Here is a 22,558-nt window from a genome sequence, read left to right on the forward strand (position 1 = left end):
GCACGGCCGCCGGAGCGCGACGGCGGGGGAACGTGCTCGGGAGGGGGCCGTGGTGGGTCCCCCTCCCGGACCCGCCCTTCGGCTCAGGCGTAGAACCTGTACACCGCCTGGGCGACGCAGGCGGGCTTCGCCGAGCCCTCGATCTCCACGGTCAGGTCGACGACGACCTCGACCCCGCCCTTGACCTCGTCCACGGACACGATCCTGCCGTGTGCGCGGACCTTCGAGCCGACCCGCACGGGAGAGGGGAAACGGACCTTGTTCAGGCCGTAGTTGACGGCCATCGAGACGCCCTCGACTTGCAGCAGTTCGCTCCACAGAGGGATCAGGAGCGAGAGCGTGAGGTAGCCGTGGGCGATGGTCCCGCCGAACGGGCCGTCCTTGGCGCGCTCGACGTCGGTGTGGATCCACTGGTGGTCGCCGGTGGCGTCCGCGAAGGTGTCCACGCGCGGCTGGAGGATCTCCAGCCATCCGCTGTGGCCGAGATCGGCTCCGGCCTGGGCCTTGATCTCGTCTGTTCCGTTGACGGTGAGGGACATGCGGTACTCCTGGTGCTGAGGGGGATTCTGCCGATGGCGGGGCGGTGGGATTCTGTCGATGAGGGCGGGGCGGGGCGGGGCGGGGCGGGGCAGGCAGGCAGGCTGGGCTGGGCGGGCTGCGCGAGGCAGGCAGGCGGCGCGTGGGGCGGTCAGCCGCCGAATTCGGACCGGATGACGCCCTTGAGCAGCTTTCCGGTGGCGTTGCGCGGCAACGGCGTGCCGTGCAGGAGGTGAAAGGTCCGGGGGATCTTGTAGCGGGCCAGCCGGCCGTTCAGATGGGCGAGGAGTTCGGCCTCCGTCGCGGTGGAGCCCGGCGCGAGGACGACGACGGCCCGGCCCACCTCGCCCCACTTGGGGTCGGGCACACCGAAGACCGCGCATTCGACGATGTCCGGATGTTCGAGAAGCGCGTCCTCGGTCTCGGCGGGGTAGATGTTCTCCCCACCCGAGATGATCATGTCCTTGAGACGGTCGACCAGATGCACATAGCCGTGAGCGTCGACCAGTGCCACGTCGCCGGACCGGAACCAGCCGTCCTCGGTGAGGACCGCGCTGCTCTCCGCCGGAAGATTCCAGTAGCCGGGCGTGACGTTCGGACCCGACACGACGACCTCGCCCTTCTCGCCCGGCGCCGTGTCCTCGCCCGCCGCGTTCCGGACGCGGACATCGGTGAAGAAGTGCGGAACTCCGGCCGAGCCTGCATGGTCGACGGAATCGGCGCGGTCCAGGACGAGTACCCCGGGTGAGGCCTCCGTCATTCCGTACCCCTGGACGAACGCCAGTCCGCGCTCCAGGTAGGCGCGCGCGGTGCGGGCGGGGACGGGCGCCCCTCCGCAGAGCAGGGTCCGCAGGCTCGACAGGTCGGCGGTGTCCCAGCCCGGTGCCGCGGCCATCGCGTCGTACATGGTCGGAACCCCGAACAGGCAGCTGACGCGGTGCTGTTCCACCAGCTCCAGGGTGCGGCCCGGGTCGAAGGAGGATTCCAGCAGGACCGTGCCGCCCTTGAGCAGGGTGGGCAGGGCCGTCATGTTGAGGGCCGCCGTGTGGAAGAGGGGCGCGCTGACGAGCGCGACCTCCACACCGGACAGATCGGTGTCGACGAGGACGTTGACGCTGTTCCAGGTGATGTTCCCATGGGTCAGGACGGCGCCCTTCGCCCTGCCCGTGGTGCCCGAGGTGTACATGATCAGGCAGGGTTCCTCGTGTCCCACCTCCTCATCGATCTCCTCCGCGGGGGCGGCGGTGATCGTCTCCTCGTACACGAGTCCCGGTCCGGCCGTCACCGCGATCAGCGTGGTGACACCGGTCCGGTCCGCGAGCTCCACCACGTCGGCGGCCGACCGGTGGGCGTGGACCAGGACGCGGCTGCCGGAGTCGGCTGTCTGGTGCGCCAGTTCGGGCACGGCGAGACGGGAGTTCAGTGGTACGAAGACCGCCCCGAGTTGCCCCACCGCGAACAGGGTTTCCAGGAAGGCCGGATGGTTCGGGCCGAGGAAGGCCACCCGGTCCCCGCGCCCGACTCCGGCGCCACGCAGGACGTGGGCCAGCCGTGTGCAGCGGTCGTGCAGTTCCCCGTACGTGAGGGCGCGGCCCTCGTGGACGACGGCTGTGCGGCGCGGGGTCTTGCGGCTGCGCCGGGCGGTCCAGGAGCCGATCCCCTGGTTGCGCATGGCTCACTCCTCCGTCAGGCCGAGCAGCCGGACTGCGTTCTCCTTGAGGATCTTCGGACGTACCTCGTCCTTGACCGGCAGCTTCGCGAAGTCGGCGAGCCAGCGGTCGGGGGAGAGCAGCGGGTAGTCCGACCCGAACAGCACCTTGTCCCGCAGTAGGCTGTTGGCGTACTGCACGAGCTGCGGCGGGAAGTACTTGGGTGACCAGCCCGACAGATCGATGTACACCTCCGGCTTGTGCGTGGCCACGGCGAGAGCCTCGTCCTGCCAGGGGAACGACGGATGGGCCAGGATGATCCGCATTCCGGGGAAGTCGGCGGCGACGTCGTCGACGGCCAGCGGGTTCGAGTATTTCAGCCGGATGCCGCCGCCTCCGGGCGCCCCCGCGCCGATGCCGGTCTGCCCGGTGTGGAAGACGGCGATCGCACCGGCCTCCTCTATCGCCTCGTACAGCGGGTACGCCATGCGGTCGTTGGGGTGGAACGCCTGGATGCTGGGGTGGAACTTGAATCCCCGTACCCCGTGATCGGCGACCAGCCGCCGGATCTGGCGCACGGCGGCCCTGCCCTTGTACGGATCGACCCCGGCGAACGGGATGATCACGTCCGGGTGTTCCAGGGCCGCTTCGGCGATCTCCTCGTTCGGTACCGGTGCGGTGCCGGTGGCCGACTCGGCGTCGACCGTGAAGACCACACAGGCCATCTTCCGTTCGCGGTAGTACGCGGCGATCTCCGGCAGGGTGGGATGACGGTGCTCGGCCTTGAAGTACGCACCGGCGGCGCTGTCCAGTTCGGCGGAGAGCGAGGTGGTGCCCCGCGTGGACACCTCGGCGTGGACATGCATGTCGATGGCGACGAGCCCGGCCGGGTCCGGCCCGCCGGCGGTGCTCGTGGCCGCGGTGCCGGTCACAGCTGCGGCGCCGGGATGCCGTAGGTCTGCTCGGACCGGGCGAACACGCTCGGCCAGGCCGCCGCGACCGCGTCCGCGCTCCAACCACCGTCCGCGTAGGCCACGGTGACCTCCTGCGGGTGCGACCAGAGGGCGAGTCTGTCCCCGCCGACGCCGATGCACTGTCCGGTGATGCCGGCCGAGGCGTCCGAGGCGAGAAAGGCGACGAGACCGGCCACGTCCTCCGGGGTGCCGAACCCCTCGCCCTTGCGCAGGCTGTCGGGGAACGCGGTGCCCTCCAGCTCCAGCGCGTCGATGTACGGGGCGAAGGCCGGGATGGTCTTCGTCATCGCGGTGGCGGCGACCGGTATGACCGCGTTGGCGGTGATCCCGGCGCGCGCCAGCTCCAGTGCCCAGGTACGCACCATGGCGGCGATTCCCGCTTTGGCTGCCGCGTAGTTGGTCTGCCCGAAGTTGCCGCGCTGGCCCGCGGGGGAGCCTGCGACGATCACCCGCCCGCCCTCGCCCTGCTCCCGCATCCGTTCGACAGCGGCACGGACGCAGGTGAAGGTGCCCCGCAGATGTACCTGGACGACCGTGTCGAAGTCGTCGTCCGACATCTTCCACAACACCTTGTCGCGCAGGACGCCCGCGTTGGTGACGATCGTGTCCAGGCGGCCCCAGGTGTCGACGGCCCGGGACACCAGGGCTTCGGCAGCCTCGGTGGAACCGACGGGGACCACCTCCGCCACCGCGCGCCCGCCATCGGCGGTGATCTGTTCCACGGCCGCTGTGGCGGCCTCCTCGTCCACGTCGTTGACGACGACGGCTGCGCCCGAGGCGGCGAGCGAGCGGGCGTACGCCAGGCCCAGACCACGGCCGCTGCCGGTGACTACGGCGACCTTGCCGGAGAGATCCATGCTGCTTCCTTTCGTGAAGGCCGGTGCGTGGGTGCGGGAAGAGGCGACCACAGCGGCGACCGGCGGTCACAAAGCTAGGCAGAATTTCGACTGTGGTCAACAGAGTGCCGAATATCTGGCACGGGCGAACGGTGCGGCGCCTACGCTGTCCCCGTGACCCGACCCCACTCGCCCCAGGAATCGACGGACGCGGCCGAGGGCGTCGCACCCGCCAGGCCGCAGTCGCTGATGATGAGCTTCTTCGGCATCCATGTGCTCGGCCGCGACATCGCGCTCTCCTCGGCGTGCGTCATCGACGCGTTCGCCCGGGTACGGGTGGGCGAGGACGCCGTCCGCTCGACACTGACGCGCATGGTCGGCCGCGGCCTGCTGGAGCGGCACCGGCGAGGACGCCGCATGTACTTCTCGCTCACGGAGCGCGCGGCCACCGTCCTGTCCGACGGGCAGGAGCGCATCTGGCGTGACGGAGCCGTCAACCGGGAGTGGGACGGCACGTGGACCCTGGTCGGTTTCTCGTTGCCGGAGTCCAGGCGCCGTGAACGGCACGACCTGCGCTCACGCCTGGTGTGGGCCGGATTCGGGCCGGTGCAGAGCGGCCTGTGGGTCGCTCCGCGCCGGGTCGACGTCGCCCCGCTGGCGGCGGAACTCGGGCTGGCGGGGCACATCAGGGCCTTCCACGGCGAGGCCGCGCCGCCTACCGAGGCCGGGTCGCTGCTGCACGCCGCCTTCGACGTGGACGCCATCGCCGCCGGCTACCGGTCCTTCGTCGAACGCTGGGACGGCCCCGTTCCGCCGGGCGGCGCGGCGGACGACATGGCGCGTCAGCTCCTGCTGCACACCGACTGGCTGGAACTGGTGCGCGACGCCCCGTATCTGCCCGCGGAACATCTGCCCGAGGGCTGGCCGGCCGCGCGCGCCGAGGAACTCTTCCGCGAGCTGGCACGGCGGTACGAGCCCGGTGCGTCGCGGCTGGCGGACGAGATGCTGGAGCGGATCGACCTGGTCGGCGAATCCGCGGCCGGCGAGGCCGGGACGGAGGAAGCGGCAACCGGCGGGTCCGGCAGCGACTGACCCGGCGGGTGGGCGGGTGTCCGGACTGCGACGACGTGGTTCTCCGGCGACGATTGTTCCGGCGCCGCACGGGCCTTGTCCCTGGCGTGTAACGCCTACTGACCCCGGCCCCCGCAGGATGCACGATGGCTGTAGGCACCGTGCCGCGCACTCCGTACGAAAGTGGGAAGCCATGCTCAGCAGGACAGCCCGTCGCAGCCTCCCGGCCGTCGCGCTCGTTACCGCCGGACTCGCACTGACGGCGTGCGGCGCCACGGACGCGTCGTCATCGTCCTCGCCCGCGAGCTCGCCCTCCGCGGTGAGCGGGAGCGACTCGACGCACACCACGGACCCCACGAACAATGCGAACACCACGGACAGCCAGGGCACTTCGCCCTCGTCCTCGACCAAGGCGTCCGGCACCAGGAGCACGTCCGCCGCCGCGTCGGGGAAGTCGCCCGGGGCCTGCGCGACCAGCCGGCTGAGGACCACCGTGGTGAACACCAGCAGCGGCGCCGGACAGACCGGCTTCCAGCTGGACTTCCGGAACACCGGCACGACCCCCTGCACCCTGAGCGGATACCCCGGAGTCTCCTTCGTCAAGATCCACAACACCCAGCTGGGCAAGGCGGCCAGCCGCACGGGCGGCGCGACCCCGATCGTCACGCTGATTCCGAACGCTCACGCCTATGCCGACGTCCGGACGGCCAACGGCCAGAGCGGTTACACCACCGAGGAGTGCGACCTCACCACGGTGCCGACCCTGCGCGTCTACCCGCCGAACCAGACGGAGTCGACGAACATCCCCTGGAACAGGCAGGAGTGCGTCGGCCCCACCATCCAGAACCTGCAGGTCGGCCCGGTACACGGCAACAAGTAGTCCCCACCGGCGCCCTTCGATGTGACCGTGCTCCGGGTGATCAGACCCCCGCTCGACGCGGGGGTCCGATACGTCTGCCGACCGGGGAAGCGCGGGTCAGCGGAGGGGCTCCTCCCAGACCGGCAGCCAGACGTCGTTCGGCGCGCCGCCGACCACACAGGTGTACTGGATCAGGCTGTTGCCCTGTCCGGTGCCGCCCCGGACGTTGAGGCACTTGCCGCTGACCTTGACCACGATCTGGTAGCCGATGCCCTTGGGTACCAGCTTCCACAGCTCGTTGGCCGCGCTGCCGCAGGTGTACTGGATGACCCTGGCACCGTCCGCGCTGCCGCCGCCCTCCACGTTGAGGCACTTGCCGCTGCTCACGGACTTGAACCGGTAGTAGCCGCCGCCCGCGGCTTCGGGTTCCCACCGCTCGTTGGCCGCTCCCGACCACGGCCACTGGATCACCGGCGCGAGATTCTCCTTGGACGCACCTCTGACATTGGCGACCTGACCCGGCTCACTGGCGAGGCGCAGGGTGACCTGCTGGACGACGACCGAGGCCACGCGCGACTGCGTCGGCGTACCGGCCGACGCCGGGGACGCGGCTCCCGATGCCAGCGAACCGGCGAGTACGGCTGCGGCTGCCGCCGCGCCGATGGCGTAGCGCTTGCTCATGGCCTTCATGTCTTCTCCCACGTTCCGGGCAGCCACGGACGGGCTACCGGCCGAACCGATTTCCGTGATCAACCCAACACCGGTCGGGGCCACAGCGGAATGGCCGCAGACCGGCAGGCGGGAGCATCCGCCGCCCCGCGACGACCTCCCGTACGCCCCGCCTGCTGCGCCGTGGTCACTCCTGCGTGAGGTTTCGATCCGCTCGCGTTGACCTCGGACACCCACGACTTCGGCACGCTCAGCACTGCCGCCGGCAGGCGATCGCCGGTCCTGATGTCCGACGAGCGGTCGCGTCGGATGTGAACCACCATGGGAACCGCGCTTCCGGTACGAGCGAGCCTCACCTCACCACATGCGACGCGGCGGAAAGGCGATCTCCCCTGATGACCGAGCACCCGCAAGGCAGAGCCCCTTCGCAGGCCCTCGCACCGGCAGGCCGTGACCCGTCGCTGGCGCCACCCCGGGCCGTCCGCGCCGGATGGTCGGCGCTCGACGTGCGGGCCGTCGACACCGTACGGGTGCTCGCCGCGGACGCGGTGCAGAAGACCGGGAACGGCCACCCCGGCACCGCGATGAGCCTGGCGCCGCTCGCCTATCTGCTCTTCCAGAACGTGATGCGCCACGACCCCTCCGACGACCGCTGGCCGGGCCGCGACCGCTTCGTGCTGTCCTGCGGGCACACCAGCCTCACGCTGTACATCCAGCTCTACCTCGCCGGGTACGGGCTGGAACTCGGTGACCTGGAGAAGCTGCGTACGTGGGGATCGCTCACCCCCGGCCACCCGGAGTTCGGGCACACCCGCGGGGTGGAGGTCACCACCGGACCGCTGGGCCAGGGAGTGGGCAACGCGGTCGGCATGGCCATGGACGCCCGCCGCGAGCGGGGCCTGTTCGACCCCCACGCCGAGCCCGGCACCAGCCCGTTCGACCACCACATCTACGTTCTCGCCTCCGACGGCGACCTGATGGAAGGCGTCTCCTCCGAGGCCAGTTCGCTCGCCGGTCATCAGGAACTCGGCAACCTGGTCATGTTCTACGACCAGAACCACATCTCCATCGAGGACGACACCGACGTCTCCTTCAGCGAGGACGTCGGCACCCGCTACGCCGCCTACGGCTGGCACGTCCAGCACGTCGACTTCACCGCGACCGGCCGTTACGTCGAGGACGTCGACGCACTGCTGACCGCCACCGAGGCCGCTCGGGCGGAGACCTCACGGCCGTCCCTGATCGTCCTGCGCACCATCATCGGCTGGCCCGCGCCCAAGAAGCAGAACACCGGAAAGGCACACGGCGCCGCACTGGGCGACGAGGAAGTCGCCGCCGTCAAAAGGCTGCTGGGCTTCGACCCCGCCGACAGTTTCAGCGTCGAGGACGAGGTCGTCGCCCATACCCGACGGGCCCGGGAACGCGGCCGGAAAGCCCACGAGCAATGGCAGCAGGTCTATGCCGCGTGGCGCGCCGAACAACCGGAGCGGGCCGCGCTGTTCGACCGGCTGCAGCGCCGGGAACTCCCCGCGAACTGGACCGCGGCCCTGCCGCGATTCCCGGCCGACGCCAAGGGCATGGCCACCCGCAAGGCATCCGGTGAGGTCCTCACCGCGCTCGCGCCGGTCCTCCCCGAACTGTGGGGCGGCTCCGCCGACCTGGCCGGGAGCAACAACAGCACGATGGAGGGCGAACCGTCGTTCCTGCCGACGGAGCGCCAGACCGCACTGTGGAAGGGCGGCCCCTACGGCCGCACCCTGCACTTCGGTATCCGTGAGCACGCCATGGGCGCCGTCCTCAACGGCATCGCGCTGCAGGGAGTGACCCGCCCGTACGGCGCCACGTTCCTGACCTTCAGCGACTACATGCGCCCGGCCGTGCGGCTGGCCGCGCTGATGAAGCTGCCGGTCGTCTACGTCTGGACCCATGACTCCATCGGCCTGGGCGAGGACGGACCCACCCACCAGCCCGTCGAACACCTCGCGGCGCTGCGGGCCGTCCCCGGTCTGGACGTGGTCCGGCCGGGAGACGCGAACGAGACCGTCGTGTGCTGGCGCACGATCCTGGAGCACGGCGACCGGCCCACCGGACTGGTACTGACCCGCCAGGGCCTGCCGGTCCTCGACCGCGGGCCGGACGCCCACGCCGGTGCCGAAGGCGCGGCCCGTGGCGGCTACGTACTGCGCGAGCCGCGCGCGCCGCACAGCCTCGACGTCATCCTGATCGCCACCGGCTCCGAGGTGCAGATCGCGCTCGACGCGCAGGCGCTGCTCGCCGGTCAGGGCATCGGCGCCCGGGTGGTGTCGATGCCCTGCCAGGAGTGGTTCGCCGCCGAGCCCGAGGCGTACCGGAACGAGGTCCTGCCGCCGGACGTGCGGGCCCGGGTCAGCGTCGAGGCAGCGGTCGGCATGGGCTGGCGGGACTTCGTCGGCGACGCCGGACGCATCGTCGGCCTGGAGCACTTCGGCGCCTCGGCGGACTACCAGCGGCTGTACGAGGAGTTCGGCATCACCCCGCAGGCGGTGTCCGCGGCGGCGCGCGAGAGCATCACCGCCGCGGACACCGCCCGGAGCTGAACGTGTACGACGCGTCCGTGGACGCCGCGCCGAACCCCGGCGGGTACCTCACCGGGCCTGCGGGGTCCGGTCGTCGAGCGGCGCGCCGGGTGCGGTGCCGACGGCGGACGCCGGTGCGGGAACAACCGGCGGCGGGACGGCGGGCCGCTCCCGCCGGAACCGGGACGGCAGCCACCAGTTGACCGGGCCCGCCAGGGCCATCACCGCGGGCACCAGCAGCGGGCGGATGAGCAGCGTGTCGATCAGCAGCGACAGCGCGACGGTGACACCGATCAGCTTGATCACCGTGATCTGGGCCGAGGCCAGGGCCAGCAGCACCGCGATGACGACGGCGGCGGAGGCGGTGAACAGCGGTGCGGCGGCCTGAAGTCCGGCAGCGGTGGCCCGAGCGGTGTCACGGGTCCGGGTGTGTGCCTCGCCGATGCGGGAGAGCAGCAGCACCTCGTAGTCCATGGACAGCCCGAAAGCCAGACAGATCGCCACCATCGGAGTGAGCAGGTCGATGGTGCCGGTGACCGTGAAGTCGCCCACCAGGAACCTGAGATGACCGTCCTGGAAGATCCAGACCATGCCTCCCGCGGTCGCCGTGAGACTGAGCAGATTCATCACCAGCGCCTTCACGGGGAGGAAGAGGCTGCGGGTGAACAGGGCCAGCAGGACCAGTGTGCAGAGGGCGACCAGCCCCGCCGCGTACGGCAGCCGGCCGGCGATGGCGGACTTGATGTCGGCCAGTTCCGCGGCGGGCCCGGCGAGACGTACCGCCGTGGGGGCGCCGGTGGAGCGGATGTCCCGGGTCAGCCGGGTGCTCGCCGGGCCGTACGCCGACGCGGGACCGCTCACCGCGACCCAGGTCCCGGCCGCCGCGCGGTGCCGGGCGGCGAGGTCGGTGCAGGTGACCCGTACCGCCGCCGGGTCGGTGGCGTGGGCCGGACAGCTCAGGACCGGGCGCCCGGCCGCGTAGACCCCGGTGACGGTGCGCACCCCGGTGGCGCCGGGCAGCGCGGACAACTGGCGTGCGTAGGCGTCGAGTTCGCTCAGCCGCCGGGGCGATTCGGGCTGCCAGCGCGGTAGTACGACATCGGTGGAGGAGCCCGTGACCGAGGGCAGCTGCGCGTGCAGGACCCGCGCCGTACCGGCCACGGAGGCGGTGGGAGGGAGCACGCGTTCGTCGCTGAGCCCGAAGACCGCGCGGTGGAACGGCAACGCGAGCGCGGCCAGCACCAGAAGCCCCCCGACACCGACGGCGACCGGGCGGCGCATCGACAGCACGGCCAGCCGGTACCAGCGCCCCTGCTCGGTCGCCCCCCGGAACCGCCGCCGGGCGAACCAGTCGGTGCCGGCCCGGTCCTCACCGAGACAGGACAGCGCGGCGGGAACCAGCAGCAGCGCCGTGACGGCCGCCAGCGCCACGACAGCCAGCCCGGCCCAGGCGAGAGACCGCAGAAAGTACAGCGGGAAGACCAACAGCCCCGCCAGGGCGGCCCCGACGACAGCGGCGGACACCACGACGGTGCGGCCACCGGTCGTCATCATCTGCCGCAGCGCGGCGTCATGGGACGCCCCGGCGGCGCGTTCCTCCCGGTAGCGGGCCACCAGGAAGAGGCTGTAGTCGACGGCCATCGCCAGGCCCACGGCGGTCGTGAGATTCAACGCGAACACCGATACCTCGGTGACCGTGGTCAGCGCGCGCAGCACAGCCAGCGCCCCGGCCACCGCCACCGCGCCGACGGCCAGGGGCAGCAGCGCCGCCCACAGACTGCCGAAGGCCCAGAGCAGCAGGAGCAACACGGCCGGTGCGGCGATGAGTTCGGCCGTACGCAGATCCTTCTCGCTCTGGTCCTCCAGGTCCTTGAGGGCTGCGGCCTGCCCGGTCGCGTCGACCCGGAGCGGACCCCGGACCCCGGTGACCTCCGGCAGCAGCCGGTCCACCGCGGCGCGTGTCCCGCCCGCGCTGCCGCGTAGCCGCACCAGCACGACCGCGGTGTGCCCGTCCGCCGTGCGCAGCGCCCGCACCAGGGCGTCCGCGGCCCGATCCGTCCCGGCCGGCGCCGCCCGGCGGGGACGCACCGAGCCGGTCCAGTAGGAGTCCACCCCGACGACCTGCGGGTCGGTGAGGAGCCGGGAGACGAGGTGTACGCCGTCACGCCGGGCCTCCGGCGCGTCGACCGTGCCCCTGGTGCGCGCCAGCAGGACGAAGCCGGGGGCGCCGCCGCCGAAGGACTCCATGGTTCTCTGTGCGCGGGCGGAAGGTGCGGAATCGGGTACGAACCCGCCGTTGACCAGGCGCCCGCTGACGTCGTGGCCCGCCAGTGCGCACAGCAGTGTCAGGGCCGCCGCGAGCAGCAGCACCACGCTCCGCCGCCGTACGGCGAGGCGCCCCGCCAGGGCGAGCAGGCCGTTCAGACCGCCGGGGGCCGGAGCGGGTGGATGCGGGGCCGATGTGTCGCGCACGCCGATGTCCCTCTCGTTCGTCTACGGAAATTTCCCCCGGATCCGCTGTGAATTCCGCGAAGACCCCGAACAGGGAAGACACCGGAGGGGAAGGAATTTCACGGGAGGGGATGCACAGAGGGAACGAGGGGGCACCGGATTCCGGCACGGCCGATTTCGGCGGAACCTCTCACGGGTGGGCCGACATGAGGCATCAGAGCCAGGTGCAGTGGCTGAACCTCCCCTCGCGTGAAGGAAATCCGTAAAACGGAGAAGTCCCTCGTTGGTGTGGATGTTCCCTGTTCCGGCGGGTCGGGGGCCGCGGGCCGGGATACGTTTCTGTTCTCCCGTGAACTGAGCCGTTTGCCGGGCGAGTTGAAGTCAGCTTTGAAGTCAGCTTTGAAGTCAGCGAAGAAAAGTGAATGTGCTTCATGTCCGATGTGGTAGGCCCGGCCGAACAGGCAACGGCGTTTCCGTACGGGAGCTCCGGAGGATCCACGGTCGCCATGACCGGCGCCACCGGATTCCTCGCCTCGCATCTTCTGCTGCACATGCTGCCGCGGGGCATCCAGGTGGTGGCGCTGGTCCGCAGACCACCGGAACGGGCACTGGCCTCCCTCGCGCTGGCACTGCGCTCGGCCGGTGCCCCGGACGAGACCGTGCGACGGGTACCCCGCCAGGTACGGGCCGTCCAGGTCACCCTGGACCAGCCCCGACTCGGCCTGTCCCGGGCCGAGTTCCGTACGGTCGCCGACAGCGTGGACGCCGTCTGGCACTGTGCCGCCCTGACCAAACTGCGCGGGGCTGCCGACGACCTCCACCGGACCAATGTGGAGGGCACCCGCCAGATCCTCGCGCTGGCCACCGCGGGTACGCGCCGCCCGTATCTCTTCCACGTCAGCACCGCCTTCGTGGCCGGAGCCCGCCTCGAAGGCCATGTGCCCGAAAGTGAACTGACGGCGCACAGCGGATTCCTGACGCCGTACGAGGAGTCCAAGCACCGCGCCGAGACCCTGGTGCACGCCTGGGCGCGCGGCACCGGCCGCGGCGTCCGGATCTTCCGTCCCAGCGTCCTGCTGAGCGACCGCACCGCCCTGCCGCTGGCGCCGCAGCACACCTACGCGGTCCTGGCCGCCAAACTCGCCCTGTTCCTCCGGACCGGCTCCCGGGCGGCGGCCGAGCTGTCCACCGCCGCGGGGGACGCCACCGGTCGCCTGACGGTCCGGCTGCTGGGGGAATCCGACGCCCGTATCAATCTGCTGCAGGTCGACGACGCGGCCCGGGGCATGCTGCGGCTGGCCGAACAGCCGTCCGGGCCGGGCGTGCACGTCCATCACATCGTGCATCCCACCGAGACCCCGGTCGCCCGGGTGAACGACGCGCTGCAGCGGTCCGTACCGCGCCTGCGCCTCACGCTGGTCCCCGACCGGCCGGAGCCCACCGGTCTGGAGCGGGCCCTGGACCGGTACGGCGCCGAGGCCACCGCCTACCTCGGGCTGCGCCGCAGCTATGAACGCACCAGTCTCCAGGACCTGGAACGGCGTCAACTGGCCGTGCCACCGGCCCCGGTCGACAGTTCCTATCTGGATGCCGCTCTCGCCCCACCCGTCATGGCTCGCTGACGCGGCCACCAATCAGAGGAGGAATCATCAGCGTTTCGATGGAAACCCGGATCACCGCCGTCATCTCCCGGCACTTCGGACTGGATCCGGCAGAGATCACTCCGGCCACCACCTTCGAGGACCTCGACATGGACTCCCTCGCCCTCGCGGAGACCGTCGTCGTCCTGGAGGAGGAACTGGGCTTCGAATTCCCGGACATCGAAGGGGCCTTCTCGCCGAAGGCCACCCTGGCCCAGGCCGCCGAGGCACTGGCCCTGCTGGTACCGACCGCGCCCGCCGGGTCATGACCCGGCGCTCCGTCTCGGTCACCGGCATCGGGATGACGACCCCCGCGGGTGTGGGCGTGTCCGCCGGGTGGTCCGGCCTGTGCCAGGGCCTCTCCACCGCCGCACCCGACCCGAGGCTGACCGGCATGCCGGTCAGCTTCTCCTGCCGGATCCCCGGATTCGACGCGACCGAAGCGATCGGCCGCCGCATCGTCTGGCGCACCGACCGGTTCGTGCACCTCGCGCTGGTCACCGCGCGGGAAGCCCTCGCGGACTCCGGCATCGACACCGGGACCTGGGACGGCAGCCGGGTCGGTGTCGTCATCGGGGTCGGCTCCAGCAGCCAGGACACGGCCACCCGCGAGTACGAACATCTGGCCCGCGGCGCCTACCGGGCGCTCTCACCGACCGATGTGCCCCGCAGCATGCCCAACATGGCCCCCGCGGAGATCGCCATCGACTGCCGGGCCACCGGGCCCAACTTCGCGGTCAGCACGGCCTGCGCGTCAGGTGCCACCGCCATCGGACTCGCCCACGACCTGATCGTCTCGGGGACCTGCGACATCGTCATCGCCGGGGGCGCGGAGTCGGCGGGATCCTCCCGGCTGGCCGCCGGCGCCTTCTGGCGGATGGGCGCCCTGTCCACCAGGTCCGACGACCCCGCCGGTGCCTCCCGGCCCTTCGACGCCGACCGCGACGGCTTCGTCCTGGGCGAGGGCGCGGGCATCCTCGTCCTGGAGGAGACCCGGCACGCCAGGGCCCGCCGGGCGACCGTCCACGCCCAGCTCGCCGGATACGGCACCACCTGCGACGCCCACCACTGGACCACCCCGCACCCGCAGGGGCGCGGCACGGTGCAGGCGCTGGGCACGGCCCTCGCCGGAGCCGGACTCGAACCCTGCGACATCGGCCACGTCAACGCACATGCCACCTCCACCCCGGCCAACGACATCAGCGAGGCGGAAGCCCTGCGTACGTTCTTCGGCACGCCCCCGCCCGTGACCGCCACCAAGAGCGTCATCGGGCACGCCATCGCGGGCGCCGGAGCGATCGAAGCCGTGGTGAGCGTCCTGAGCCTCACCCGGCAGACCATCCACCCCACCGCCAACCTCGACCGGCTCGACCCCGCGGTGGACCTCGACGTGGTCACCAAAGTGCCGCGCAGCCACCGGATGGACGCCGTGGCGAGTACGTCCATCGGTTTTGGCGGCCAGAACACCGCCCTGGTCTTCACCTCCGCATGAACGCTTCGTCGCGTGCCGCCGGTGCGGTGCCCGAGCCGGTACCGCTGGGCTGCCCGGCCCTGTACGAGCGGGGATTCGACGCGGCGGCCGGACGACTGGCGGCACCGGGCGGTCCGGCGCTGCGCCCGGTCACGCTCAACGGGGGGCTGCGCGCCTGGGCCGCCACGGAGCCCGCGCTGGCGCGCGGCATCCTCACCGACCCCCGGCTGACCAACGACATCGCCGAGGTGGGCACGCCCGTGCAGGGCTTCCCCGACCGCCGGTACCCGGAGGACTTCTTCGCCCACGCGCCACAGTTGCTGTCCGCCTCCGGGGAGCGCCACCGCAGACTCCGCAGGATCGTCGCGCCCTACTTCAGCGCCGCCGCGGTGGCGTCGATGGCCGCGCGGCTGCGGTGCGGCACGGCCCGGATCATCGAGGACCTCGCCGACCGCGACCGGATCGACATCGTCACCGACTTCGCCCTGCCGCTGGCCGGCGCCGCGGTCGGCGAGATCCTCGACATCCCGGCCGACCGGCGGCTTCCGGCGGTGACCGCCGCTCTCGCCGCCAGCGCGGTGGACCCGGCGGCCGAGGACGCGGGGGCGGCGCACCGCGCCTTCTCCCGTACCGTCCTGAACGTCATCGGTGTCGCCCGGCGTTCCACGGCCGCCACCCCGGCCACCGCCCTGCTCCGGGCCCAGCGGGCCGGAGAGATCTCCAGCGCCGAGTTGGCCGGGATGATCGGGATGCTGCTGATCGGCACGGTCGACTCGCTCACCACCGTCGTCCCGGCCGGCACCCTGATGGCCGTGCGGCGCCCGGACGTCCGCCACGGCCTCAGCCACGACACCGGTCCCACGACGGCACTGACCGAGGAGATCCTGCGGCTCAACCCGCCGTTCCAGCACACCGGATGGAGATTCACCCGTGAGCCGTGCCGTATCGCGGACGTCCCGCTACCGCACGGCGCCGTGGTGGTCACCTCGCTGCTCGCGGCGAATCTCGACCCAGGACTCTGGCCGGACCCGCTGCGCGCCGATCCGCACCGTGCCGCGCCGGGCAGCCATCTCTCCTTCGGGCACGGACCGCACTACTGCCTGGGCGCGGCGCTCGGACGTCAGCTCGTCCACTCCGCACTGACCGGGCTGTTCGGCAGGCTGCCCGGACTGGGGCTCGCGGACACCGCGGGCGAACTCACCTGGCACGGCACGTGTCTGCGCCGGCTGGACAGCCTTCCCGCGGACCCCGGCGGCGGACACCGGATGCCACCGGGACGGGTCCCTCACTCCTCGAAGTAGGCGTCCAGGACCGCGTCGAGCTGCGCCGCCCACGTCTTGAGACCGTCCCGGCTGTCCGCCGCGACATCGGCCTGGTAGGTGTGACGGTTGGGCATGTGGACGTAGACGGTGAGCCGCCGCCCGTACTTGGACGTCTCGAACTCGACGGCGCCGATCTCGCTCCACTCGAACTCGGCCTCCTGGTCGTCCAGCCGGAGCAGCACGCCGGTGTGGTTCGCGATGATCGCCGAACGGCGGTCGGAGACCTCGAACGAGGGTCCGTCGACCACGGCGGCCCCGTCGCCGCCCGGCCCGTCGGCGTCGCGTCCATCGGCGTCCGGTCCATCGGCCTCGGGTTCGGAGCCTTCGGACCCGGCGGCCTCCTGTTCCGGTGACGCCTCTTCGGGCGGTGTGTCCCGCGGCACGGAGTCCTCCGGCGCCGCCTCGTCGTCGACCGGCGGCGCCGCTACGGCCGACGGCGAGTCCCGGGGTGCGGGCATGAGGCCGGGGACGTACGCCGGATCGGTCGCGGCGCCGTGCACGGGTGGGCTGTTCGGACCTGTCTGCTGTTCCACGGTGCGCAGTATGGACGATGGACCTGTGCGACGGCCAGCGGATCCGTCCCCGTACCGGGGGCCGAGCACCGGGGCGCGCGTCGGTCAGGTGCCGATGCGGTCGCCGATGAGGCGGGCGTAGGCCCGCTCACCGCGGGCATTGGGGTGCAGCGGTGCGGCGGGCGCGGTCGGGACGAAGCCCTCGATCCATTTCACGCCGGGTGCCCCGCAGGCGTCGTGCCCCTTGCCGGGTGTCCGCACGTCGACGTACTCGGCGCCGTGCGCCGCCGACTGCGCGGCGATCACCCGGTTCATCCGGTCGATGCTTCCCTGCAGCCAGTCGGCGTCACCGCCGAGCACCGGGACGACCGGCCAGCAGCCTCCCGGCCGGAGGTACGCGCCGTAGCCGGTGACCAGCACCCTGGCCCGTGGGGAGCGCTCACGGATGGTGTCGAGCACGGCGGCGAGCTCGGGCCCCAGCGCATCGATACGGACGGCCTCCTGGTCCACGCCGTCCTGGACGTACGCGTCCTCGCAGCGGGTCCCGAAGGGGGTGAGCCGGACGCAGTTCCCGGCGACGCCGACCAGCCCGGCGTCGTTGCCGCCGACGGTGAGCGTCACCAGCGTGGTGCCGGTGCTCAGCGCGTCGAACTGCGGCGGGACCGTGCCCGCTTCCGCCCCGAGTACGGAGAGCTGCTGCGGGGCGGTCAGGTCACCGGTCCGGGCGCCGCCGCACGTCACGTCGCGGAATGCGTCGACCTTCAGCCGAGCGGCAAGCAGATGCGCGTAGTTACGGGCCGACCGGCCACAGGCGAGCGGTCCCGTCGCGGGCGGTACGAGCGGACCCGAGGCCATCGAGTCGCCGAGCGCCACATAGACCTGCCGGGCCGGGGCGTCCGCGCTCGCGGACCCGGTATCGGCCACCGCGACCGACCCCACCAGCGCGACCAGCGCGAGCGCCGCCCCGAACCACCGGCGCACACCGGGTGAAGTCCCCTGACAGTACGAAGAGTTCACTGCTTCTCCCGGCTGCTGTCGGTGCGGTGGTGACTGCCGGGGTGGTCCGTGGCGGCGGCTGCCCGCCGGCCGTGGACTCCGGAGCCCCGCCCGAGCACGCTACCGGTCGCGCCACCCGAGCCGCCGGACCTTTCACGGCCCGCCCCCGAACGGCCCCCGGCACACCGGCCGGGCCGTCAACCGGGCGCCGGTGAACCGGGGTTCCTCCCGCCGGGAACCCGGGGGCGGTACCCCACCGCCGGGCAGGTGCGCGAAACTGGTCGCGTGGCGGCATACCTTCCCACCGAGACCACGAGTCTCGTGGGGCGAAAGAACGAGCTGGACCATCTGCGGAGCGCTTTCGCGAGGTACCGGCTGATCACACTCACCGGGATCGGCGGGGTGGGCAAGACCCGCATCGCGCTGCGCGCGGCGAGCCGCGCGGCGCCCGACTGCCCCGACGGGGTGTGGTGGGCGGATCTCTCCCCGCTCTCCGGCGAACGGCTGCTGCTGGCCACCGTCTCCGACGCGGTGGGGCTCTCCGACCACACGGCGCGCAGCCAGGTGGACGCACTCTGCGAGTGGCTCACGGACAAGCAGGGGCTGTTGGTGCTGGACTCCTGCGAACATCTCGTCGACGCCTGCCGAAGCCTGGTGGGGGACGTCCTCACCTCGGCCCCCGGGCTCACTGTGCTGGTCACCAGCCGTCAGGCGCTGGGTGTCGGCGGCGAACACACGGTGGCCGTCGAACCCCTTCCCGTCGAGGGCGACCAGGGGGCGCTCGCCCTGTTCACCGACCGCGCCGCCACCGCCGCACCCGGCCTCTCCCTCGCCGATCCGGGCACGGCGAAGGCCGCCGCCGACATCTGCCGTCGGCTGGAGGGCATCCCGCTCGCCGTGGAACTGGCTGCGGCCCAGCTCCGGGCCCGCTCGGCAGAGCAGGTGGCCGAGCGGCTGAACTCCCGTTTCGACGCGCTCGTCGAGGGCGGACAGGAGCAGGCACCCCGCCATCGGACGCTCAGGACCGCCATCGGGTGGAGCCACGAACTGTGCGAGCCGCTGGAGCGGTTGATGTGGGCGCGGCTGTCCGTCTTCCGCGGCTGGTTCGACGAACACTCCGCGCGCGCCGTCTGCACCGGCGGCCCCCTGTCCGGGAAGACCGTGGACCGGGCCCTGGAGGGGCTCGTCGAGAAGTCCGTACTGACCTGGGACGGCGCCCGGTACCGGATGCTGGACACCATCAGGGAGTACGGCCGGTTGTGGCTGGAGGAACTGGGCGAGAGCGCGGCGCTCTCCGACCTCCACGCGGCGCACTGCCTCGCCGTCGCGCGTGAGGCCGACGCCGGCTGGCTGAGTTCCGAACAGAGCTCCTGGTACCAGCGGATCGCCGATGTCCACACCGATCTGTGCACCGCGATGGACCGGCTGCTGGTCACCGACACCGAGCGGGCCCTCGAACTGATCGGACTCGTCGGCTTCTTCTGGAGTTGCTGCGGCCATCTGCACGAGGTGCGCAGCTACCTGGAGCGGGCCCTCGCGCTGCATCCACGGCCCGGTCCGTACCGCGGCAGGGCGTTGTGGGCGCTGGGCGTCGCCACCCTGCTCCAGGGTGAGCACGACCTCGCCCACGAACTCGGCGTGCAGTGCGACGAGGCCGCACAGCAGCAGAACGACAGGGAGATGTCGTTCGCGGCGGGCTATCTTCTCGGCCTCAGCCATCTGATGTCAGGGCGCCCGCTGGCCGCGCACACCGTGGCCGTACGGCTTCCCGGCCCCGGCCGGGACACCGACGAGACGTCCGCGTCCCGGCGCAAGTGCCGACTGGTCGAGGTGTTCGCCCTCACCGGCCTGGGTCTGCTGACCGAGGCCCGGCAGGAGGCGGAGGCCCTGCGCACGGCGTGCCTGCGGACCGGGGACTGGTGGACCCGCTCCTACACGGACTACCAGCTCTCGCTGATCTCGCTCTTCCAGGACCGGCCCGACGACGCGGCCGACCACGCGCGGGCGATGCTCACGGGCAAACGCCGGATCGGTGACGCGTTCGGGATCGCCCTCGGGCTGGACCTGCTCGCAGCCGCCCTCGCCGCACAGGGCAAGGGCGAACGGGCCGCCCTGGTCTTCGGGACGAGTCAGGCGTACTGGCGGACGGTCGGCCACCCGCAGCGCGGCACCCCGGAGCTCGGCCCGGTGCGCGAGGAGTGCGAACGCAGCGCCCGCGCCGTCATCGGGGACGACGCCTACGCCGAGGCCTTCCAGCGGGGCGCCTCGGTGCGTACCGCGTCCGGACTCGCGCGGGCACTCGACGGTCAACTCGCCCTCCCCTGAGGCGTGTCCGGCAGAGAGAGGCCGGACACGCCCATCGGCCGGAGGCATCCCCGGATCATCGGCGGGCGCGGTCTTGCGGGCGGCCGTACACCTGCCATGATGTTCACACTTTGTGCACAGATGACCTGGGGGGGCCATGGGAACCGTGGGCACCGCGCTGCTCGAACTGCGATCGGCGCAGAAGTCGGCCAAGGGAGTGTCGCTCTACTCCCGCTTCGTGAACCGTCCGGTGGGCCGCTGTCTGGCTGCGGTGTCGCACGGCCTGGGGCTGACTCCCAATCAGGTCACCCTGGTGAGCGCCGCGTTCAGCTTCGCCGCGATAGCCGCGGTCATGGTCGGGGAGCCGTCCTGGGGGCTGGGGTTCGCCGTGTGGCTGGGCCTGTTCCTGGGGTTCGCCTTCGACTCGGCGGACGGGCAGCTCGCCCGGCTGCGCGGCGGTGGCAGCCCGGCGGGGGAGTGGCTGGACCATGTGGTGGACTGCGCGAAGATCACCGCCCTGCACGCCGCCGTCCTGATCGCCTTCTACCGCCACCCGGAACACTTCGGCGCGACGGACGAGAGCTGGCTGCTGGTCCCGCTCGGATTCCAGTGGGCCGCGGTGGTGACCTTCTTCGGCGGCCTGCTCACCGAGAAGCTCAAACCGCGCCCCGTACCCGGCAGCCCCGCCGCCGCGCCGTCCACCCTGCGGGCGGTGGCGCTGCTGCCCGTCGACCACGGCATCTTCTGCCTGGTGTTCCTGCTGCTCGGGGCGGGGACCGGATTCCGCTGGGCCTATACGGTGCTCGCCTGCTTCAGCGTGCTCTTCCTGGCCGCCTTCCTCATGAAGTGGTTCCGGGAACTGAACGCAGTTCCCCGCTGAACGGCGCCTCGGGCTGCGCCAGTACGTCGAGCGCGCGGCGCAGTTGGGTGCTCGACGTGTGCACCGTGTACGGGAAGTAGACGATCTCGACGCCGACGGCGGCGAAGTCCTGCTCCAGCTTCTCGCCCTTCGATGTGCCCCGCCAGTCGTCCCCTTTGAACAGCACGTCGAAGCGGACCTGCTTCCAGGTCTCGACCTTGTCGGGAACGGTCTCCACGAAGGCGGCGTCCACGTACTTGACGCTGCGTACTATCTCCAGCCGCTCCACGAGGGGGATCATCGGACGGCGCCCCTTGGCCCGCTCCGCCATCTCGTCGGACACGACTCCGGCGACCAGGTAGTCGCACCGACTACGCGCGTGACGAAGGATGTTGAGGTGTCCGATGTGGAAGAGATCGTAGGCGCCGGGCGCGTATCCGACCCGGTACGGTTTGCCTGTTGTCATGACTGAACCCCCCTGCGAGCCACACCCCCCGGTGTGGAAGGTATCGACGATAGCGTGCACATTCCGTTCAGGTTGAGTGAACGATGGGGGTGACAATGGGTTCACCTCTGGGGGAAGGGACCGCCGCGTGGTAAAGACGCGACGTATCGACGAGTCGGCCGGACGGCAGCGCCGCCTGCTGCTGGTTTCCACGAACTACGCGCCCGAGCATGCCGGTATCGGCCCGTACGCGACGCAGATTGCCGAACACTGGGCGGGACTCGGTCACGAGACCCATGTACTGACCGGGATGCCGCACTACCCCGCGTGGTCGACGGACCCGGCGTACGCCGGTGCCTGGCGCCGCACCGAGGAGCGCGGCGGCGTCCGGGTGCACCGCAGGCGGCACAGCGTGCCGCCGCGGCAGACCGCTGTGCGGCGCGCGCTGTTCGAGGGCACGATCCTGCTGCACGGTCTCGCGGCGCCACCCGGCATCGGCAGACCGGACGCCGTACTCGCGCAGATGCCCAGCCTCGCCGGAGGGGTGCTCGGGGCGCGGATGGCGGCCCGCTGGAAGGTGCCGTACGTCCCGGTCGTGCAGGACCTGATGGGGGCCGCCGCCGCGCAGAGCGGGATACGCGGCGGTGACCGCGCCGCCGCCCTCGCCGAGCGGGCCGAGTCGTACGCCCTGCGGCGGGCGGCCCTCGTGGGTGTCATCCACGAGACCTTCGTCGACAAGGTACGGGCGATGGGCGTCGACCCCGGCCGGATCAGGCTGGTACCCAACTGGAACCACGTCCCCGGCCCTTCGCGCCCCCGTGAGGAGAGCCGGGTCAGGCTCGGCTGGCGGGCCACCGACACCGTCGTCCTGCACTCCGGGAACATGGGTCTCAAACAGGGACTTGAGGTCCTCGTCGAGGCGGCCAGACGTGATCCGGCGCTGCGGGTCGTGCTGATGGGGGAAGGAAACCAGCGCGAGACGCTGGGCAGGCTCGCGGCCGACGTACCCAATCTGGTCTTCCTGCCACCCGCCGGGGAAGGTGAGTTCCCGGACATTCTGGCGGCGGCCGACATACTGGCCGTCACGCAGCGGGCGTCGGTGCTCGACATGAGCGTCCCGTCCAAGCTGACCTCGTACTTCGCGTCCGGCCGGCCCGTGGTGGCGTCGGTGGCCGCCGCGGGCGGCACCGCGCAGGAAGTACTGCGCTCCGGCGCCGGGGTGCTGGTTTCTCCCGAAGATCCGGACGCCCTGCTGACAGCGGTGCGTAGACTCGCCGGAGATCCGGTGACCGCCGATGCGCTGGGGGCCGAGGGGCCGCGCCACGTCGCGTCCCACCTGTCGAGGGACGAGGGACTGGCGCGGATCGACGCACTGATCGACGAGGCCTTGGGGGGTCCAGTCAGGTGA

The 22,558-nt window shown here is 71.7% G+C and carries 19 protein-coding genes; 10 read left to right on the top strand and 9 right to left on the bottom strand.

Annotation, left to right across the window (positions count from 1 at the left end; all coding sequences use genetic code 11):
* Nucleotides 1-83: 83 nt before the first annotated feature.
* From OG709_RS32165 to OG709_RS32180, 4 genes are all read right to left on the bottom strand, one after another.
* Nucleotides 84-539 carry a MaoC family dehydratase gene (locus OG709_RS32165; RefSeq protein WP_250303008.1) on the bottom strand — a complete coding sequence of 152 codons (456 nt, stop codon included), beginning with the start codon at nucleotides 537-539 and terminating at the stop codon, nucleotides 84-86.
* A gap of 149 nt (nucleotides 540-688) precedes the next feature.
* The gene (locus tag OG709_RS32170; protein WP_329168635.1) at nucleotides 689-2,209 is read right to left on the bottom strand and encodes an acyl-CoA synthetase; all 1,521 of its coding nucleotides are present in this window, start codon (nucleotides 2,207-2,209) and stop codon (nucleotides 689-691) included.
* 3 nt (nucleotides 2,210-2,212) lie between these two features.
* Entirely contained in the window at nucleotides 2,213-3,052 is an 840-nt protein-coding gene (locus OG709_RS32175) for an amidohydrolase family protein (RefSeq protein WP_250303149.1), read from the bottom strand.
* Between the two features lie 62 nt (nucleotides 3,053-3,114).
* Entirely contained in the window at nucleotides 3,115-4,017 is a 903-nt protein-coding gene (locus tag OG709_RS32180; protein WP_329168636.1) for an SDR family NAD(P)-dependent oxidoreductase, read from the bottom strand.
* A 153-nt stretch (nucleotides 4,018-4,170) separates the two neighbouring features.
* Here OG709_RS32180 and OG709_RS32185 point away from each other — a divergent pair, with 153 nt between their 5' ends.
* Both OG709_RS32185 and OG709_RS32190 read left to right on the top strand, forming a co-directional pair.
* Nucleotides 4,171-5,088 (top strand): PaaX family transcriptional regulator, encoded by a 918-nt coding sequence (locus OG709_RS32185; RefSeq protein ID WP_250303014.1) that lies wholly within the window; start codon nucleotides 4,171-4,173, stop codon nucleotides 5,086-5,088.
* A gap of 172 nt (nucleotides 5,089-5,260) precedes the next feature.
* Complete coding sequence (locus OG709_RS32190) at nucleotides 5,261-5,947, top strand: DUF4232 domain-containing protein (RefSeq protein WP_329168637.1); 687 nt, start codon at nucleotides 5,261-5,263, stop codon at nucleotides 5,945-5,947.
* Nucleotides 5,948-6,043: 96 nt separating this feature from the next.
* On the opposite strand, the gene OG709_RS32195 is transcribed toward OG709_RS32190, so the two are convergent.
* The gene (locus OG709_RS32195; protein WP_329168638.1) at nucleotides 6,044-6,616 is read right to left on the bottom strand and encodes an RICIN domain-containing protein; all 573 of its coding nucleotides are present in this window, start codon (nucleotides 6,614-6,616) and stop codon (nucleotides 6,044-6,046) included.
* A gap of 374 nt (nucleotides 6,617-6,990) precedes the next feature.
* On the opposite strand from OG709_RS32195, the gene tkt reads away from it, so the two are divergent.
* A complete protein-coding gene (tkt, locus tag OG709_RS32200; RefSeq protein WP_266645779.1) occupies nucleotides 6,991-9,171 on the top strand; it encodes a transketolase in 2,181 nt (726 codons plus the stop codon).
* A gap of 48 nt (nucleotides 9,172-9,219) precedes the next feature.
* On the opposite strand, the gene OG709_RS32205 is transcribed toward tkt, so the two are convergent.
* A complete protein-coding gene (locus OG709_RS32205; protein ID WP_250303021.1) occupies nucleotides 9,220-11,622 on the bottom strand; it encodes an MMPL family transporter in 2,403 nt (800 codons plus the stop codon).
* A gap of 485 nt (nucleotides 11,623-12,107) precedes the next feature.
* Between OG709_RS32205 and OG709_RS32210 the strand changes: the two genes are divergently transcribed.
* From OG709_RS32210 to OG709_RS32225, 4 genes are read left to right on the top strand one after another with little or no spacing between them, the layout of a single operon-like run.
* Nucleotides 12,108-13,223 carry an SDR family oxidoreductase gene (locus OG709_RS32210; protein WP_266645777.1) on the top strand — a complete coding sequence of 372 codons (1,116 nt, stop codon included), beginning with the start codon at nucleotides 12,108-12,110 and terminating at the stop codon, nucleotides 13,221-13,223.
* A gap of 38 nt (nucleotides 13,224-13,261) precedes the next feature.
* A complete protein-coding gene (locus tag OG709_RS32215; protein ID WP_250303023.1) occupies nucleotides 13,262-13,510 on the top strand; it encodes an acyl carrier protein in 249 nt (82 codons plus the stop codon).
* Nucleotides 13,507-14,733, top strand: coding sequence for a beta-ketoacyl-[acyl-carrier-protein] synthase family protein (locus OG709_RS32220; RefSeq protein WP_250303026.1), 1,227 nt, complete (start codon nucleotides 13,507-13,509; stop codon nucleotides 14,731-14,733). The genes OG709_RS32215 and OG709_RS32220 overlap by 4 nt, the downstream gene beginning before the upstream one ends.
* Nucleotides 14,730-16,013 carry a cytochrome P450 gene (locus tag OG709_RS32225; protein ID WP_329168643.1) on the top strand — a complete coding sequence of 428 codons (1,284 nt, stop codon included), beginning with the start codon at nucleotides 14,730-14,732 and terminating at the stop codon, nucleotides 16,011-16,013. The genes OG709_RS32220 and OG709_RS32225 overlap by 4 nt, the downstream gene beginning before the upstream one ends.
* Here OG709_RS32225 and OG709_RS32230 read toward each other — a convergent pair.
* Nucleotides 15,998-16,567, bottom strand: a complete 570-nt coding sequence (locus tag OG709_RS32230) for a hypothetical protein (RefSeq protein ID WP_250303029.1) — start codon at nucleotides 16,565-16,567, stop codon at nucleotides 15,998-16,000. The genes OG709_RS32225 and OG709_RS32230 overlap by 16 nt on opposite strands.
* A gap of 84 nt (nucleotides 16,568-16,651) precedes the next feature.
* Entirely contained in the window at nucleotides 16,652-17,563 is a 912-nt protein-coding gene (locus OG709_RS32235; protein WP_401276732.1) for an SGNH/GDSL hydrolase family protein, read from the bottom strand.
* A 264-nt stretch (nucleotides 17,564-17,827) separates the two neighbouring features.
* Between OG709_RS32235 and OG709_RS32240 the strand changes: the two genes are divergently transcribed.
* Both OG709_RS32240 and OG709_RS32245 read left to right on the top strand, forming a co-directional pair.
* Complete coding sequence (locus OG709_RS32240) at nucleotides 17,828-19,867, top strand: ATP-binding protein (protein ID WP_329168645.1); 2,040 nt, start codon at nucleotides 17,828-17,830, stop codon at nucleotides 19,865-19,867.
* A gap of 136 nt (nucleotides 19,868-20,003) precedes the next feature.
* A complete protein-coding gene (locus tag OG709_RS32245; protein ID WP_250303036.1) occupies nucleotides 20,004-20,726 on the top strand; it encodes a CDP-alcohol phosphatidyltransferase family protein in 723 nt (240 codons plus the stop codon).
* Here OG709_RS32245 and OG709_RS32250 read toward each other — a convergent pair.
* Nucleotides 20,686-21,171 (bottom strand): adenylyltransferase/cytidyltransferase family protein, encoded by a 486-nt coding sequence (locus OG709_RS32250; RefSeq protein ID WP_250303038.1) that lies wholly within the window; start codon nucleotides 21,169-21,171, stop codon nucleotides 20,686-20,688. The two genes, OG709_RS32245 and OG709_RS32250, sit on opposite strands and share 41 nt — an antisense overlap.
* A 181-nt stretch (nucleotides 21,172-21,352) precedes the next feature.
* On the opposite strand from OG709_RS32250, the gene OG709_RS32255 reads away from it, so the two are divergent.
* Nucleotides 21,353-22,558, top strand: a complete 1,206-nt coding sequence (locus tag OG709_RS32255) for a glycosyltransferase (protein ID WP_250303150.1) — start codon at nucleotides 21,353-21,355, stop codon at nucleotides 22,556-22,558.

It is taken from the genome of Streptomyces sp. NBC_01267 (assembly GCF_036241575.1).
In the GTDB taxonomy this organism is placed as follows: Bacteria; Actinomycetota; Actinomycetes; order Streptomycetales; family Streptomycetaceae; genus Streptomyces.

Coding starts and splice junctions, on each gene's coding strand:
- OG709_RS32165 (WP_250303008.1), bottom strand. CDS start 539: ATGTCCCTCACCGTCAACGGAACAGACGAGATCAAGGCCCAGGCCGGA.
- OG709_RS32170 (WP_329168635.1), bottom strand. CDS start 2,209: ATGCGCAACCAGGGGATCGGCTCCTGGACCGCCCGGCGCAGCCGCAAG.
- OG709_RS32175 (WP_250303149.1), bottom strand. CDS start 3,052: ATGCATGTCCACGCCGAGGTGTCCACGCGGGGCACCACCTCGCTCTCC.
- OG709_RS32180 (WP_329168636.1), bottom strand. CDS start 4,017: ATGGATCTCTCCGGCAAGGTCGCCGTAGTCACCGGCAGCGGCCGTGGT.
- OG709_RS32190 (WP_329168637.1), top strand. CDS start 5,261: ATGCTCAGCAGGACAGCCCGTCGCAGCCTCCCGGCCGTCGCGCTCGTT.
- OG709_RS32195 (WP_329168638.1), bottom strand. CDS start 6,616: ATGAAGGCCATGAGCAAGCGCTACGCCATCGGCGCGGCGGCAGCCGCA.
- tkt (WP_266645779.1), top strand. CDS start 6,991: ATGACCGAGCACCCGCAAGGCAGAGCCCCTTCGCAGGCCCTCGCACCG.
- OG709_RS32210 (WP_266645777.1), top strand. CDS start 12,108: ATGACCGGCGCCACCGGATTCCTCGCCTCGCATCTTCTGCTGCACATG.
- OG709_RS32215 (WP_250303023.1), top strand. CDS start 13,262: ATGGAAACCCGGATCACCGCCGTCATCTCCCGGCACTTCGGACTGGAT.
- OG709_RS32220 (WP_250303026.1), top strand. CDS start 13,507: ATGACCCGGCGCTCCGTCTCGGTCACCGGCATCGGGATGACGACCCCC.
- OG709_RS32225 (WP_329168643.1), top strand. CDS start 14,730: ATGAACGCTTCGTCGCGTGCCGCCGGTGCGGTGCCCGAGCCGGTACCG.
- OG709_RS32245 (WP_250303036.1), top strand. CDS start 20,004: ATGGGAACCGTGGGCACCGCGCTGCTCGAACTGCGATCGGCGCAGAAG.
- OG709_RS32250 (WP_250303038.1), bottom strand. CDS start 21,171: ATGACAACAGGCAAACCGTACCGGGTCGGATACGCGCCCGGCGCCTAC.